The sequence below is a fragment of the Ruminococcus sp. 8Y-12 genome, from assembly GCF_058119865.1.
In genome coordinates, this window is sequence record NZ_CM176623.1 from 1,500,979 (window position 1) to 1,514,498 (window position 13,520).

General features: G+C 49.7%; 13 protein-coding genes. 11 read left to right on the plus strand and 2 right to left on the minus strand.

Annotation, left to right across the window (positions count from 1 at the left end):
- Positions 1-5: 5 nt before the first annotated feature.
- From AC0THY_RS05495 to AC0THY_RS05520, 6 genes are all read left to right on the plus strand, one after another.
- On the plus strand, positions 6-383 hold the full coding sequence (locus tag AC0THY_RS05495; RefSeq protein WP_489993457.1) for a RidA family protein: 378 nt from the start codon (positions 6-8) through the stop codon (positions 381-383).
- Between the two features lie 175 nt (positions 384-558).
- Positions 559-2,007 (plus strand): aminoacyl-histidine dipeptidase, encoded by a 1,449-nt coding sequence (locus AC0THY_RS05500; RefSeq protein ID WP_489993458.1) that lies wholly within the window; start codon positions 559-561, stop codon positions 2,005-2,007.
- A 38-nt stretch (positions 2,008-2,045) separates the two neighbouring features.
- Positions 2,046-2,753, plus strand: a complete 708-nt coding sequence (locus AC0THY_RS05505) for an MBL fold metallo-hydrolase (RefSeq protein WP_489993459.1) — start codon at positions 2,046-2,048, stop codon at positions 2,751-2,753.
- 22 nt (positions 2,754-2,775) lie between these two features.
- Complete coding sequence (locus AC0THY_RS05510) at positions 2,776-3,537, plus strand: glycoside hydrolase N-terminal domain-containing protein (protein WP_489993460.1); 762 nt, start codon at positions 2,776-2,778, stop codon at positions 3,535-3,537.
- A 52-nt stretch (positions 3,538-3,589) separates the two neighbouring features.
- Positions 3,590-5,047 (plus strand): hypothetical protein, encoded by a 1,458-nt coding sequence (locus tag AC0THY_RS05515; protein ID WP_489993461.1) that lies wholly within the window; start codon positions 3,590-3,592, stop codon positions 5,045-5,047.
- 16 nt (positions 5,048-5,063) lie between these two features.
- A complete protein-coding gene (locus tag AC0THY_RS05520) occupies positions 5,064-5,576 on the plus strand; it encodes a GNAT family N-acetyltransferase (RefSeq protein WP_489993462.1) in 513 nt (170 codons plus the stop codon).
- Between the two features lie 10 nt (positions 5,577-5,586).
- Here the strand turns inward: AC0THY_RS05520 and AC0THY_RS05525 are convergent, their stop codons facing one another.
- Positions 5,587-6,765, minus strand: a complete 1,179-nt coding sequence (locus AC0THY_RS05525; protein ID WP_489994149.1) for a thiolase family protein — start codon at positions 6,763-6,765, stop codon at positions 5,587-5,589.
- A gap of 279 nt (positions 6,766-7,044) precedes the next feature.
- Here AC0THY_RS05525 and AC0THY_RS05530 point away from each other — a divergent pair, with 279 nt between their 5' ends.
- Positions 7,045-8,628 carry an acyl CoA:acetate/3-ketoacid CoA transferase gene (locus AC0THY_RS05530; protein WP_489993463.1) on the plus strand — a complete coding sequence of 528 codons (1,584 nt, stop codon included), beginning with the start codon at positions 7,045-7,047 and terminating at the stop codon, positions 8,626-8,628.
- Here AC0THY_RS05530 and AC0THY_RS05535 read toward each other — a convergent pair.
- Entirely contained in the window at positions 8,623-9,324 is a 702-nt protein-coding gene (locus AC0THY_RS05535; RefSeq protein WP_489993464.1) for a FadR/GntR family transcriptional regulator, read from the minus strand. The two genes, AC0THY_RS05530 and AC0THY_RS05535, sit on opposite strands and share 6 nt — an antisense overlap.
- Before the next feature lie 226 nt (positions 9,325-9,550).
- Here AC0THY_RS05535 and AC0THY_RS05540 point away from each other — a divergent pair, with 226 nt between their 5' ends.
- The 4 genes from AC0THY_RS05540 to AC0THY_RS05555 all read left to right on the plus strand — a co-directional run bounded on the left by AC0THY_RS05540 (position 9,551) and on the right by AC0THY_RS05555 (position 13,516).
- Positions 9,551-10,234 (plus strand): GntR family transcriptional regulator, encoded by a 684-nt coding sequence (locus tag AC0THY_RS05540; RefSeq protein WP_489993465.1) that lies wholly within the window; start codon positions 9,551-9,553, stop codon positions 10,232-10,234.
- 248 nt (positions 10,235-10,482) lie between these two features.
- Positions 10,483-11,508 carry an SMP-30/gluconolactonase/LRE family protein gene (locus tag AC0THY_RS05545; protein WP_489993466.1) on the plus strand — a complete coding sequence of 342 codons (1,026 nt, stop codon included), beginning with the start codon at positions 10,483-10,485 and terminating at the stop codon, positions 11,506-11,508.
- A 34-nt stretch (positions 11,509-11,542) separates the two neighbouring features.
- A complete protein-coding gene (locus tag AC0THY_RS05550) occupies positions 11,543-12,433 on the plus strand; it encodes a hypothetical protein (RefSeq protein WP_489993467.1) in 891 nt (296 codons plus the stop codon).
- Between the two features lie 18 nt (positions 12,434-12,451).
- On the plus strand, positions 12,452-13,516 hold the full coding sequence (locus tag AC0THY_RS05555; protein ID WP_489993468.1) for a zinc-dependent alcohol dehydrogenase: 1,065 nt from the start codon (positions 12,452-12,454) through the stop codon (positions 13,514-13,516).
- Positions 13,517-13,520 lie beyond the last annotated feature (4 nt).

A 13,520-nucleotide genomic window follows, 5' to 3' on the forward strand; every position in this document is an offset into this window, starting at 1 on the left:
GAAAAATGGCAAGAGAAAGTATATTTACAGAAAATGCACCAAAGGCAGTGGGACCCTATGTACAGGCAGTGAAGACCGGCGGCATGATTTACTGTTCCGGACAGCTGGGAATTAATCCGGCTGAGGGAAAGCTGGCAGAGGGTGTGGAGGCCCAGGCTCATTTCTCCATGAAAAATCTGGGCGCTGTGCTACAGAAAGCGGGAAGTGGATACGGAAAGATTGTGAAGACCTCCATTTTCCTGGCAGATATGGGTGATTTTGCAGTGGTAAATGAGGTATATAAATCCTACTTTGACGGGGAATACCCCGCGCGCTCCTGCGTACAGGTGGCAAAGCTGCCCCTGGGCGGCCTGGTAGAGATCGAATGTATTGCGGAGGCTTAATAGAAAGCTGATTTTTCAGGACCGGTGTGCTGTGTAAAAAGCCCCGGTCCTTAATAATTTTTCTTGTAGATTCCTAAATACAAGGATATAATAATGAATAGTTGTAACTATTCAACAGGTCTGTGCATTTACGAATAGTTATGAATTAGTATTAAGAAAACCTGGAGGTGACATTATGTCAGTTTTAAGCGGCTTAGAGCCGGAGAGAGTATTTCATTATTTTGAAGAGATCTGTGGAATTCCCCACGGTTCCTTCCATACAGAACAGATTAGCAGCTACCTGGTCTCTTTCGCAGAGAAGCAGGGGCTGAAATACCGTAAGGATGAGAGCAACAATGTAGTAATCTGGAAACCGGCTTCCCAGGGCTATGAGAATGCGCCTGCAGTGATCCTGCAGGGACACTGCGATATGGTATGTGAGAAAGCACCGGGATCTAATCATGACTTTGAGAAGGATGGTTTAAAGCTTGTGACCGAGGGTGATCTGATCCGCGCACAGGGCACCACCCTGGGCGGAGATGACGGCATTGCAGTGGCCTACGCCATGGCAGTTTTGGAAGATAAAAGACTGAAACACCCCGCCCTGGAGGTGGTCATCACCTCAGACGAGGAAGTGGGACTCTTGGGGGCAGGTGCGCTGGATACGTCTGACTTAAAGGGGAAATATTTTATCAATATGGACTCTGAGGAGGAGGGGAAGCTGTGGATCAGCTGTGCAGGAGGGCTCTCCGCCATCTGTGAGATTCCTGTGGACTACCAGGAGGTAAGCGGACATCAGTATGAAATCGTCATTGACGGACTGCTGGGAGGACATTCCGGCGCTGAGATTGACAAGCATAGGGCCAATTCCAGCAAGCTGATGGGAAGATTCCTGTTTGAGCTGGAACAGAAGCTGGAGTTTTACGTAAGCGAGCTGGAGGGCGGTCAGAAAGACAATGCCATTCCCCGAATGACAAGGGCATTACTGACAGCCGACAAGGATGCCATGGCAGTGATTGAGGAGGAGGCAGCCCGGTTCCAGAAAAATCTCAGGGAAGAGTATGCAGGTACAGACGATGGCATTACAGTGAAAGTGGAGGAAAAAGGACAGGGAAGCGTCTCGGCGCTGACTTCCATCAGCCAGGAGAAGGTTATTTTCTATCTGGTACAGATCCCTTTCGGTATCCAAAAGATGAGCGGCGTGATCGAGGGACTGGTGGAGACCTCCATCAATCTGGGAGTGCTGAAGCTGGGAGAGGAATCTTTAAGGGCAGTCTCCAGTATTCGCAGTTCTGTGGGGAGCGCCAAGGCCGCCCTGACAGAGAAACTGCAGTATCTGACAGAGTTTTTGGGCGGAACCTGTACACCTGAGGGGGATTATCCTGCCTGGGAGTACAAAAAGGACTCCAAGCTGCGGGATATCATGGCGGATACCTTTGAGGAGCTATTTGGCCACAGACCTGATATTGTGGCGATTCATGCAGGGCTGGAGTGTGGTCTTTTCTATGAAAAGATACCTGGACTGGACTGCGTATCCTTTGGGCCTACGATGAAGGATATTCACACCACAGAGGAGACGCTCTCCATTTCCTCCACAGAGCGCATGTGGAAGCTGCTTGTGAGAACTTTGGAAAACATCCGCTGACCCATATAGAATCAAGGAAAGAGAAGAGGGAGACAAGTATGAATGTAACGTATATTTATCACAGCTCTTTTCTGGTAGAGACGGTATCCGCATACCTGCTGTTTGATTATTTTAAGGGAGAACTGCCCCGGATGACACCGTCAAAGCCAATCTATGTCTTTGCCAGCCACAGGCATGAGGATCATTTTTCTCCTGCAATCTTTGAACTTTCCAGACAGTATCCCGAGGTCCGCTATATTCTCTCCAGCGACATCTGGAAAAAGCGGGTTCCCGCGGACCTACTGTCTGATACGGTTTTTCTGAGTCCGGGTCAGAGACAACAGATCGGTTCCCTGAAAGTGGAGACGCTGATGTCCACGGATGAGGGAGTTGCATTTGTGGTGGAGACGGATGGGAAGACAATCTACCATGCAGGGGATCTGAATGACTGGACATGGGTGGGAGAGCCTGAGGACAACAATGCCTGGATGCGTAAGAACTACAGGGAGCAGATTGGCAGGCTGAGAAACAGAAGAATTTACGTGGCATTTGTGGTATTAGACCCAAGGCAGGAGATGGAGTTCTCAGCAGGGCTCACCTGGTTTTTCCAGAATGTGAATGTGGGAGTAGTGTTCCCCATGCACTGCTGGGAGGACTACAGCATCATTGAGCGGTATCTGGCGCTTCCCGAGTCCATTCCCTACAGGGAAAAGGTGTGCAGTATAGCGGGCAGCGGCCAGGCGTTTCTCATCAGAGACGGATCATAAAAAAGCTAGAAGGAGACAAGAGATGAAACTGATACAGAACCAGCCCGCAGCCTCGTGGACACAGGCATTTCCGGTGGGAAACCGTGAGATGGTCTGCAGAGTCTATGGCAGACCCGGGGAGGAACGCATTGATTTGGCAGAGAAGCGCTTCTTGGCTCTGAGGGATGGAAAGATAAGCAGAGGAAAGACCAGTGTGGGCCATCTGCTGATTCACAACTGCGGGGAAGAGCAGACAGAAGAATACCGCAGGGAGTTGGACCTTAAGGCCGGAACCGCTTTGGCACAGTGGAGGAGTGGCGAATCTTTGACAGAGTCCGCAGCTTTTGTGCCCCGGTCCTACAAAATCATGGTCTATGAAATCATTAGACCCACCAATGACCTGAATGTCAGGATTACTTATGTACCTGAGAACCAGGAGGACTATATAAACTACAATATAGGAGGACTGTTTTTTACCAGCAGCATATCCGGGTATATCCTGTGCGGCAAGGCAGCTCTCTATACAAATGGATTCCCTAAGGCGGATCAGGAGGGGATTCAGGTAAAAAATGCCTCCCGGGTGGCGTTGTACATTATGCTGGATATGGGTGAGGACAGAGGGGAAGGGCCGAAGGGGATGCTGGATCTCCAGATGGCAATGAATCGTACTCTGGTAAACATGGAGAGCCATTCCCTGAACGAACTCAGAAAAGGCCCCATGGGAAATATGGCGGCATACCGAAAGATGGCAAAGCGGCTGGAGAAAGGCCTGCCCTCTAAGTGGAAGGACGGATTTGTGGAATAAATACCTAAGTGTCTGCATAGATTAGCGTAAAGAAAAGCCGGGGGAGAATAGCTTGGCAGGATATCGACGCTTTATATCATACATGTATGAATACACCAAGGGCAGAAAGAGTAAAAATACGGGTTTTGCAAAGGTGGAATCCAGAAATGGAATCTGCCGGATGCAGGTGCATCTGCAGGATATACCCCAGGAGGAGGAATCCCTGGACATTTATGCGTTTGTCCGCGAGGGAGACTGGCTCCTGGGGATTTTTTTGGGCCGGATGCGGGTTCAAGGAAGAGGTGCGGATGGAAAAATTTCCACACCGTCGGAAAAGATAGGAGACCAGCTCTATGATCTGGACCGTTTGGCAGGGCTTTGGGTTCGGAGCGATTTTGGAAGAAATTATATCACTGTTTTTGACGATGAGAAGGTGGATATTGATAAGTTTGTGACAGAGCTTCCAGGGGAAAGGCAGTCTGCTGCGGAATCTGAGATACAGATACAGCCCCGGACAGTGTTGACCGGCGAGGAAACGGTTCAGACGGAATACAAAACCCAGCGAGAGGACCAAATCCAGATAGAAGAAGCACCCCAGATGGAGGAAGCGCCTCAGATGAGAGGAGAAGTCCAGGAGGACGGCCAAATGGAGAGAGAAGTCCGGACCGAAGAGGTAGCTGAGTTGGGGAGTGGAGTCCGGGCAGAGGGTGTGACGCAGACAGAGAGCGTAGTCCGGGCAGGGAATGCAGCGCAGTCGGAGAGGGAAATCCAGACAGAGGAAGTGGAACAGGCCGAAAATGAAGCCCAGGAGGAGGAAGCAGCCAAAGCAGAGGGCGAAGTCCAGTCAGAAGAGGCAGCTCAGATGGAGGGGGAAGTCCAGTCAGAAGAGGCAGCTCAGATGGAGGAAAAAGTTCAGGAAGAGGAAGAAATTCAGGCAAAAGCCACGTCCCAGACATATACAGGAACCCAGGGTAAGGAAGACTCCCGGGCAGATGCTCAGGATGGGATAGCCGAAAATTTCGATAGCCAGGATGCGCCTCAACCAGACACAGAGACGGCCGCAGAGGGGCAACAGAGGGAGAACCTGGGAAAAGCTGAGGAAACGGCGGTACATACCCAGGAGGCTGCAGCCTGTCCCCAGCCCCGATATGGATGCCCGAGACAGGTAAAATGCGCGCAGCAGGGACTGGACCAGAGGTGGCAGTGCCTCTTAAAGCGGTATCCCCGGTTTCAGCCATTTGCAGACCAGGAGATTGAACAGTGCATTCAGATCACACCCCGGGATATCCGCCTGCTGAACCAGAACCACTGGCGTCTGGGTAACAACAGTTTTGTGATGCATGGATTTTACAATTACCGCCATCTGCTATTGGGGAGAAAAAGGGATGGAGGGTATATATTGGGCATTCCCGGCCTTTTTGAGAATCAGGAGCGATTTATGGCCAGCATGTTCGGATTCCCCATGTTTAAGGATGCGGCTCAGCAGACAAGAAAAGGCCGGTTCGGTTACTGGTGCCGGGAAGTGGAGTGAAGGAGCATAGGATAAAATGAAGATTATAAAAGCAGATTATAAAGACATTACAGAAATCTTTCATATTATGAAACAGGCAGAAAAGAAGATGAAGTACCCGGAATGGTATGTAACCGAGGATCGGGACTATATTTTTGAGCATGTAGAAAATAGGGGGATGATATTGAAGGCTGAGGAGGAGGGGGAAATTCTGGCATTTCTCCTGATCCATTTCCCTGAGACAGAGGAGGAGCATCTTGGGGATTATCTCAAGCTCTCCGATGGGGATAAAAGACTGACAGCCTATATGGACTCTGTGGCCGTGCGGCCCAGAGCAAGGGGAAGAGGGCTTCAGCGGCGTCTTCTCGCTTTTGGGGAGGAGATGCTTAGGGCGCAGGGATACCGCTATCTCTGCGCCACAGTCCATCCAGATAACCGCTACAGCCGCGCCAATTTCCTGGAGCTGGGCTACCATGAGGTTGCCAGAGCTCTGAAGTACGGCGGACTGCCCAGAATTGTGATGTGCAAGAAAGTCAACGTGCAAACGTGAAGCAGGTGTCTTAGCACTTTGTAAAATACATGGAAATTCCCTGCCCGCCACCTATGCACATGCTGATCATGGCATCTTTTTTATCAGTGCGCATCAGTTCATAGAGCACTTTAACAGTGAGAACGCATCCGGTGGCTCCGATGGGATGGCCGATGGAGATACCGCCTCCGTAGATGTTTACCTTTTTGCTGTCCAGTCCCAGATCCCTGGAGACGGCGAAGGCCTGGCTTGCAAAGGCCTCATTGATTTCGAACATATCGATCTCTTTTAAATCCAGGCCAAGTTTTGCAGCGAGTTTTTCGCTGGAAAACTTGGGGGAATATCCCATCAGTTCCGCGTCAAATCCGGCCACAGCATATCCTTCCACCTTCAGCTTTGGGACAACACCCAGTTCTCTGGCTTTATCGGCGGACATCACCACCACTGCAGCAGCTCCGTCATTCAGGCTGGAGGAGTTGCCCGCTGTTACGGTGCCGCCCTTCACAAAACAGGGGCGCAGCTTTGCCAGTTTATCCATGGTAAGTCCCTGGCGGGGCCCCTCGTCGGTATCAAAGATGGTAATATTTCCCTTCCTGTCTTTTAGCTCAACAGGCAGAATCTCTTCTTTAAACTTTCCCTCCGCAATTGCAGCGCAGGCCTTTTGATGGGACTGCAGTGCAAAGGTATCCTGTTCCTCACGGGTTACGTGATATTTTTCAGCTACATTTTCAGCGGTTACTCCATTGTGGCTGTTGTTTAAGGGCCAGGTCAGAATATCAATCACACCGTCCTCAAAGTTCTTATGACCCATGCGTGCCCCCCAGCGTGCATCTTTTACATAGTAGGGAAGCTGAGAAATATTTTCCGCACCTGCGGCGACCACTACATTGGCCATACCTGTCTGAATCTCCATCACCGCGTCCGCTATTGACTGAAGTCCGGAACCACACTGGCGGTTGACAGAGTAGGCGGTTGTCTCCTTGGGCATACCAGCCTTCAGACTGACAGCCCTGGCAATAAAGCCATTCTCCGCAACCTCCCCCACCTGACCCACAATCACTTCATCCACATCAGCCGGACGGATGCCGGAACGCTTCACTGCCTCTGCCACCACCATTGCACCCATCTCTATTGCTGACACATCCTTTAAGCTACCGCCAAAGGAACCTACCGGCAGGCGGACACCGCTTACAATTACAACTTCTCTCATCATTTACCTCCTTTAATTCTAACAATTTATAAAATAACAGTAACTGTTCAGTACCTTCACAGTTACACATAACAACTAATTACAGTTATAACATAATATGTTTAGAAGTCAATATTGCGATTTGAACGAAAAATAATTGGATATTTGTGAAATACAGAGAAAATTCATATTATAAAATAAAATCGATAATATTTCGTTGACAAAAATCGCAAAATCATATATTATCGATTATATATAACTGTGTTAATGTCATTAGGTATTGGAGGAGGAAACAAGCATATGAGAAAACCAGAATTTGTAACAGCCAGAGAGGCAGTGGCCCGCATACAGGATGGAGATACCTTTGGAATGGTAGGAATGACACTCAGCGGGTCACCGGAAGAGATTTTAAAGGAGATGGAGCGGTCTTTCATGGAAGAGGGACATCCCAGAGATCTGACGTTTGTACATGCGGCAGGGATTTCGGATAAAGTGGGCGGAATGAACCGCCTGGGTCATGAAGGGATGCTAAAGAGAGTCATTGGTTCCCACTGGGGGCTTGCTCCTAATATGATGGATCTGATTGCCAACGATAAGGTGGAGGCATTTTGTATGCCCCTGGGAGTCCTGTCTCACTTGCACAACTGTGTGTCCAGAAGGGAGCCTGGACTGATCACCAAGACGGGTCTTGGTACCTTTGTAGACCCCAGGTATGAGGGGGGGAAGATGAATGAGCTCACAAAAGATCTGGGCGAGGACCTGATTCAGTTAATGGAAGTGGATGGGGAGGAGTATCTGAACTATAAGTATACGAAATTTGACTATCTGATTATCCGGGGAACTTATGCGGATGAAGCGGGAAATATCTCCACCATTGATGAGGGCTGCGTGCAGGAGCTGCTGCCGGCTGTGCTGGCCACAAAGAAATTTGGAGGAAAGGTGATTGTGCAGGTGCGCCAGAAGGTTGCCAAGAATTCCATACCGCCGAAGGAAGTGACCATTCCTGGCGTATTTGTGGACTATGTGGTAGTGTCTGAGCATCCTTTTGAAAACCATCGCCAGTCCTCCGGATGGTATCAGGATGACACTTACTCAGGTCAGAGAAAAGCGCCTTTTGCGGAGCTGGATGTGATTCCGCTTACAGAGAGAAAGGTAATTGGGCGAAGAGCCATGATGCAGCTTGAGGCGGACTCGGTGATCAATGTGGGAACAGGAATTCCAAATGATACGGTGGGCCCCATTTTGGCAGAGGAAAAGCTGATGGATGACATTATGGTCACTGTGGAATCCGGTATATACGGAGGCGTTCCGGCAGGTGGAATGGATTTTGGTATCTCCCAGAACGCGGTTGCCCTGATTCCGGTAAATGATCAGTTTGACTTTTACGAGGGCGCGGGCGTAGACTTTACCTTTATGGGCTGCGGTGAGCTGGATGCCATGGGAAATGTCAATGCCACAAAGATGGGAAAGATAGCCCCTGGCTCAGGCGGGTTTGTGGACATCACCAGCGCGGCCAAGAACGTAATCTTTTGTTCCACTTTCATGGGCAAAGGGCTGAAGGTAAAATTTGATGAAGAAAAAGGCGTGGAGATTGTACAGGAAGGAAAGATCTGTAAGGTGGTAAAGGAGGTGCTCCAGGTATCTTTTAACGGTCGCCTGGCAAATCAGAGGGGGCAGAATGTCTACTATGTGACAGAGAGATGCGTATTTAAGATCAATGAAGATGGCCCTGTGATCATTGAGGTGGCCAGGGGAATTGACCTGCAGAGGGATATCCTGGACAAGATGGAATTTACACCTAAGATCAGCCCTGATTTAAAGGAAATCCCCACTATGATTTACCGGGAAGGCAGATTCGGACTGAAGGATTATATTTTATCATAGGTGTGCATTTAGGGCTCTTTTCTCCCGCATAAGCTCAAGCCTTACCAGGGAGGCGATATTCTCCGCGTCCTTCCTGTCAAGCGCATCCAGAATTTCCGCGTACCGGAGGCAGGAGGTGGGCAGATCCTGGGGGGATAGGGAGTATGAATGTAAAGATTCCAGGCCGGGGGCGTTCAGCAGATAGTAGAAGCTGAGCAGAATCTCATTTTTACAGCTGAGCGCAATCCGCTCATGGAAGCAGCTCCTTTCGGAAGCGAAGCCTGGGACATCGCTGTTCAGGGAGCAGTTCTCCATGGACTTAAGACAGGCGCGCAGCTGCTCTAAGTCTGTGGTGGTGCGGTTTCGGGCGGCCATTTTGGCTATGCCGGATTCTATACAGATCCTGGCGTCCAGGATGGCATCCGCAGAATCTGATGTCAGTTTCCGAAGCGGGAGAGTATTCTGAAGAAGGGAAGGAATGGTCAGCTCATTGACATACGTACCCTCCCCCTGGCAGATGGAGATGACCCCCATGTTGGACAGCCTCTTTAAGCTCTCCCGCACAGTGACGCGGCTGACAGAAAAGATCTGGCAGAATTCCGCTTCCGTGGGCAGCAGGCTGCCGGGTCGGTAGGGCTCGTCCGTAATCATCCTGAGTATGCCCTCGGTGACAAGGTCACATTTGGTTTTTTTATCAATTTTTCTGGCCTTTTCCATACAGGGATTCCTTTCCGATTGCTATTTAATGATATTTTATAATTCCGAAGAGAGATTGTCAATCAGAGGAAATTACGCCAGGGGAGTTTTTGTTGACAAGTGGGAAATGGTAAGATATAGTATAAATTATCGATAATATTTAAGATATAACCTTTGCTGCCAAGGGAGAATGAGTGGCTGTATGACGGATTTGAGCATGGGTTGCGAAGATAGGAGAGGTGTGGATATGGCAAAAAAAGTGCTGCAAAAGAAGGTGCTGAGTGAGCAGATTCGGGAACAGCTGATGGAATCTATATTGAGCGGTGATTACAAGCCCGGAGAAAAGCTGGTGGAGAATACCCTGGCAAAAGAGTTTGGCGTCAGCCAGGCTCCGGTGAGAGAGGCGTTGAAGAGTCTGGAGACCCTTGGACTGGTGGCTGTGGAACCCTATAAGGGAACCACAGTGAAAAAGTTCGGCAGGGAATCCATGCATGAATACTTTGTAGTGCGTTCCGCTCTGGAAGGGCTGGCAGGCAGGCTGGCAGCGGAGAATATTACGGAGGAGGAGCTGGAGGAACTGGAAAAGCTGCTGGCAGACATGATCGAAGCGGCAGAACAGAAGGATTTTGAGAGAAGGTCTGAGATCAACCAGGTGTTTCACAATACCATTATTGAGGCTTCCCATAATTCTCTGCTGGTAAGTGTGTGCAAGAATGTCCGCCTGGGAAGCTGGTCAAGAATCACTTCAAAATATACCAATATGGAGTCAAAGATCATGGCCAGCCGCCATCAGGAGATGGTTACGTTTCTGAGAAACCGGGATGCGGACGGCATAGAAAAGGCGCTCCACAGGCATATTCAGGAGAGCTTTGACAGCTTTAACCGGAGCTTTTATGCAGATGAGTGCGAAGACGAAGAAGAGACAAGGTAAAAGTACATATATTTGGACATGGGGTCATCCTGATGCGGTAAACGCATGGGGGTGGCCCTTTTGTTATCAGGGAAAATCTTCGGGCCAGACTCCCTCATACAGCAAAATTTCCCACAAAAAAGATAAGGTAAATTTGTACATAGTAACGAAATGGCGATATATAATCGATAATATATTGACAATTATGCCGCAACAAGGTATTATCTATACATAATCGATTATCAATAAACGATAGAAAGGGGCGCGAAATGAGAGCAGATAATCCACTGAAAGATTTTTATATTGACAGAGAAAAGATCCGGTACATTGGAACGGATTTGCAGAGACCGGAATGTATCCTTGCAGAACCGGACGGCAGCCTGTGGGCAGCAGATGCCCGGGGAGGTGTTTGCCACATCAGGCCGGATGGAAGCCAGGAAATCATCACACAGAAATATGCAGAAAAGATCCAGCAGGATTCCGGAAACGTAAACCGCTTTTTTGAGGGCACACTTCCAAATGGCCTGGCATTTGACCAAAAGGGCGACATCCTGATTTCCAACTTTGGAACCGACTGTCTGGAGATCATGGACCGGAAGACCGGTGATACAAAAGTTCTTTTTGACACCATAGACGGAAAGCCCATAGGAAAGGTAAACTTCGTCTACCGGGATTCCAAGAACCGGATCTGGATTACCGTGACCACCATGAAGAAGAATTGGCTGGATGCATTGGACCCGGATCTTGCGGATGGCTATCTTGCCAGGTATGACGAGCGAGGGGTACATATCGTGGCGGACGGCCTGCGTTTTACCAATGAGGTTCGGTTTGACGCAAAGGAGGAGTACCTGTATGTGGTGGAGACTACCGGAGGCAGAATCCTTAAGTTTGCTTGTGACGAAAATGGAGATCTGCATGACAGACAGGTATTCGGGCCAATCCATATGGGAAGAGGAGCTTATCCTGACGGCATTGCCTTTGACGAGTACGGAAATCTGTGGGGAACCTGTGTTTACTCTGACAAGATCTGGGTGATTGATCCGGACGGAGAGTACCGCGTCCTCCTGGATGAGGGAGACCCCGCGAAGGTGAAAGCTCTGGATGAGGCCTTCTGCAATAAATGTGTCACAAACGAGATCCTCTTTGAGACCGGAAGGGGAATTGCCCCCTGGATGGCAAGCCTCACCTTTGGAGGGCGGGACCGCAAAAACGTTTATATCGGCTCCCTCAGGGCAACAACAATTCCTTACTTTGAATCACCGGTGCCGGGCCTTCCCATGGTGCACTGGAAGTAAAATAACATTAAAAAATATAGATAGGAGAGAATTTATGAATCAGTACAGTGAACAGATCAGCAGCAATAAAGCAGTGCTTCGGATTGACGTGTTCAGTCAGGAGAAGAGAACCTTTTTAGTGGAGGATGACACCTTCTTAAATTACCGCCTGGCGGATGTGAAGGTGAGTAAGGAGATTACAAAAGAGAAGGCGGACATTGTCTGGAACGTGGATGCGGAGAAAAAGGATATCCGCTATGAGGACGGTGTCCTGACCCTGGACGGAAAATGGGAGGAAGGAGAATTAAATAAGATTATGGTCAGCATGCTGGCAAACGAGATGGACAAATGCGGACTTCATCCCTTCCATTCCTCCTGTGTGGTATACAAAGGAAAGACCATCCTGCTGGTGGGCGGAGAAAACAATCACGGAAAATCTATGAGTCAGCTGGAGGGCTGCCGCAGAGGCGGATATATCTTCTCAACGGAAACCACGGTCACAGATGAGGACGGCACTGCCCTCTACGGATCGCAGAATGTTTACATAAGAAAGAGAGCAAAGGGTACCGAGAGAAGTGACCTTCCAAACCAGGACGAGGGAGTGCTGAAGTTCTGGGATAAGGAGCCGGAGATGAAATACGCAAACGGCCCTCTGAAAATCGATCTGGCGGTAATGCCCGGCATTGACGGACATTTTGACACCAAGGTGGTGCCCATGGGGAACTTTGAAAAATGCTACCAGTCCTTCCACTCACTGATGAATTTCTTTGGAATGAATCAGCTGCTGTGCGGGGAAACCGGACTGGTGATGCCCATTCTGGATACGGATGAGCGGAGAAAGAAGAGGGGCGCATTCTGTAAGAAGTTCTGTGATCCCATCCCCTATTACATGATTCGTGCAAAATCCCCTCAGATTCTGTTCGATGAGATAGAAAAATTGCTGTAAAGAGAAAGGAGGCAGGAAATGGAGAAAATGATGAAAGCCCTGAGACTGAATGCACCCAACGACCTGGAATACTGTGAGGTGCCGGTGCCGGCGCCTGGATTGAATGAGGTGCTGTGTAAAGTAGAATCCACATCCATCTGCGGTACCGACCCGCACATCATTGGAGGTGATTTTCCAGGGTTTTGGCCAAAGCAGTTTCCGCTGATACCGGGTCACGAATGGGCAGGCCAGGTGGTGGCCCTGGGTGAGAACGCTCAGTTGTACGGATGGAAAACCGGAGACCGGGTGGCCGGGATCGCGAACATGGGATGCGGATTCTGTAAGAACTGTATGGAGGGCAGGTGGACCATTTGCCTGAACTACGGAAAAGATAAGATCCACAATATGTACGGGCATATCACCCCCGGAGCCTATGCCCAGTATATTCGGGTATCCATCAAGAGCATTGCCCGCATACCGGATGATATGGACTATAATCTGGCAGCCTGCATGGACCCCTTAAGCATTGCCCTGCACATGGTGGAGAGAAGCCGGCTGGAGGCAGGAGATGATGTGCTGATCAACGGATCAGGCGCACAGGGCCTCATGGCTATTCTCTGCTGTAAGAGCATGGGAGCTGGAAGGATATTTGTATCCGGAAGCGGACGCAGACTGGAACAGGCTGCAAAACTGGGGGCAATTCCCATCAACTACAGGGAAGAAAATGTGGCGGAAAAGATCATGGAATACACAGGCGGGCTGGGAGTCAAACGCGTCATGGAATGCTCCGGTACACCAAACGGCGTAGCCCAGGCCTGGGGCGTGATTGCAAGGGGCGGCTGTATTTCCACCATCAGCCTTCCGAAGGAGGAGGTTCCCATACCGGTTAGAAAGCTTGTGCTGGATGAGATCGACTTTGTGGGCAACCGGGCCAATCCCAATACGCTGGAGAAAGCGATCGTACTGGCAAACCAGCACCGGGAGGAGCTGGAACAGCTGATTACCCATGAGTTTCCAATGAGTGAGTATAAGAGAGCCTTCGAAATATTTAACGGAAGACTGGATAATTCTTTAAAAGTTATCGTAAAACCAAACGAAGAGTAGCAAA

Excerpts from the sequence above, each read along its gene's own strand:
- AC0THY_RS05495 (WP_489993457.1), top strand. The coding sequence starts at position 6 with ATGGCAAGAGAAAGTATATTTACAGAAAATGCACCAAAGGCAGTGGGA.
- AC0THY_RS05500 (WP_489993458.1), top strand. The coding sequence starts at position 559 with ATGTCAGTTTTAAGCGGCTTAGAGCCGGAGAGAGTATTTCATTATTTT.
- AC0THY_RS05505 (WP_489993459.1), top strand. The coding sequence starts at position 2,046 with ATGAATGTAACGTATATTTATCACAGCTCTTTTCTGGTAGAGACGGTA.
- AC0THY_RS05510 (WP_489993460.1), top strand. The coding sequence starts at position 2,776 with ATGAAACTGATACAGAACCAGCCCGCAGCCTCGTGGACACAGGCATTT.
- AC0THY_RS05520 (WP_489993462.1), top strand. The coding sequence starts at position 5,064 with ATGAAGATTATAAAAGCAGATTATAAAGACATTACAGAAATCTTTCAT.
- AC0THY_RS05525 (WP_489994149.1), bottom strand. The coding sequence starts at position 6,765 with ATGAGAGAAGTTGTAATTGTAAGCGGTGTCCGCCTGCCGGTAGGTTCC.
- AC0THY_RS05530 (WP_489993463.1), top strand. The coding sequence starts at position 7,045 with ATGAGAAAACCAGAATTTGTAACAGCCAGAGAGGCAGTGGCCCGCATA.
- AC0THY_RS05535 (WP_489993464.1), bottom strand. The coding sequence starts at position 9,324 with ATGGAAAAGGCCAGAAAAATTGATAAAAAAACCAAATGTGACCTTGTC.
- AC0THY_RS05540 (WP_489993465.1), top strand. The coding sequence starts at position 9,551 with ATGGCAAAAAAAGTGCTGCAAAAGAAGGTGCTGAGTGAGCAGATTCGG.
- AC0THY_RS05545 (WP_489993466.1), top strand. The coding sequence starts at position 10,483 with ATGAGAGCAGATAATCCACTGAAAGATTTTTATATTGACAGAGAAAAG.
- AC0THY_RS05550 (WP_489993467.1), top strand. The coding sequence starts at position 11,543 with ATGAATCAGTACAGTGAACAGATCAGCAGCAATAAAGCAGTGCTTCGG.
- AC0THY_RS05555 (WP_489993468.1), top strand. The coding sequence starts at position 12,452 with ATGGAGAAAATGATGAAAGCCCTGAGACTGAATGCACCCAACGACCTG.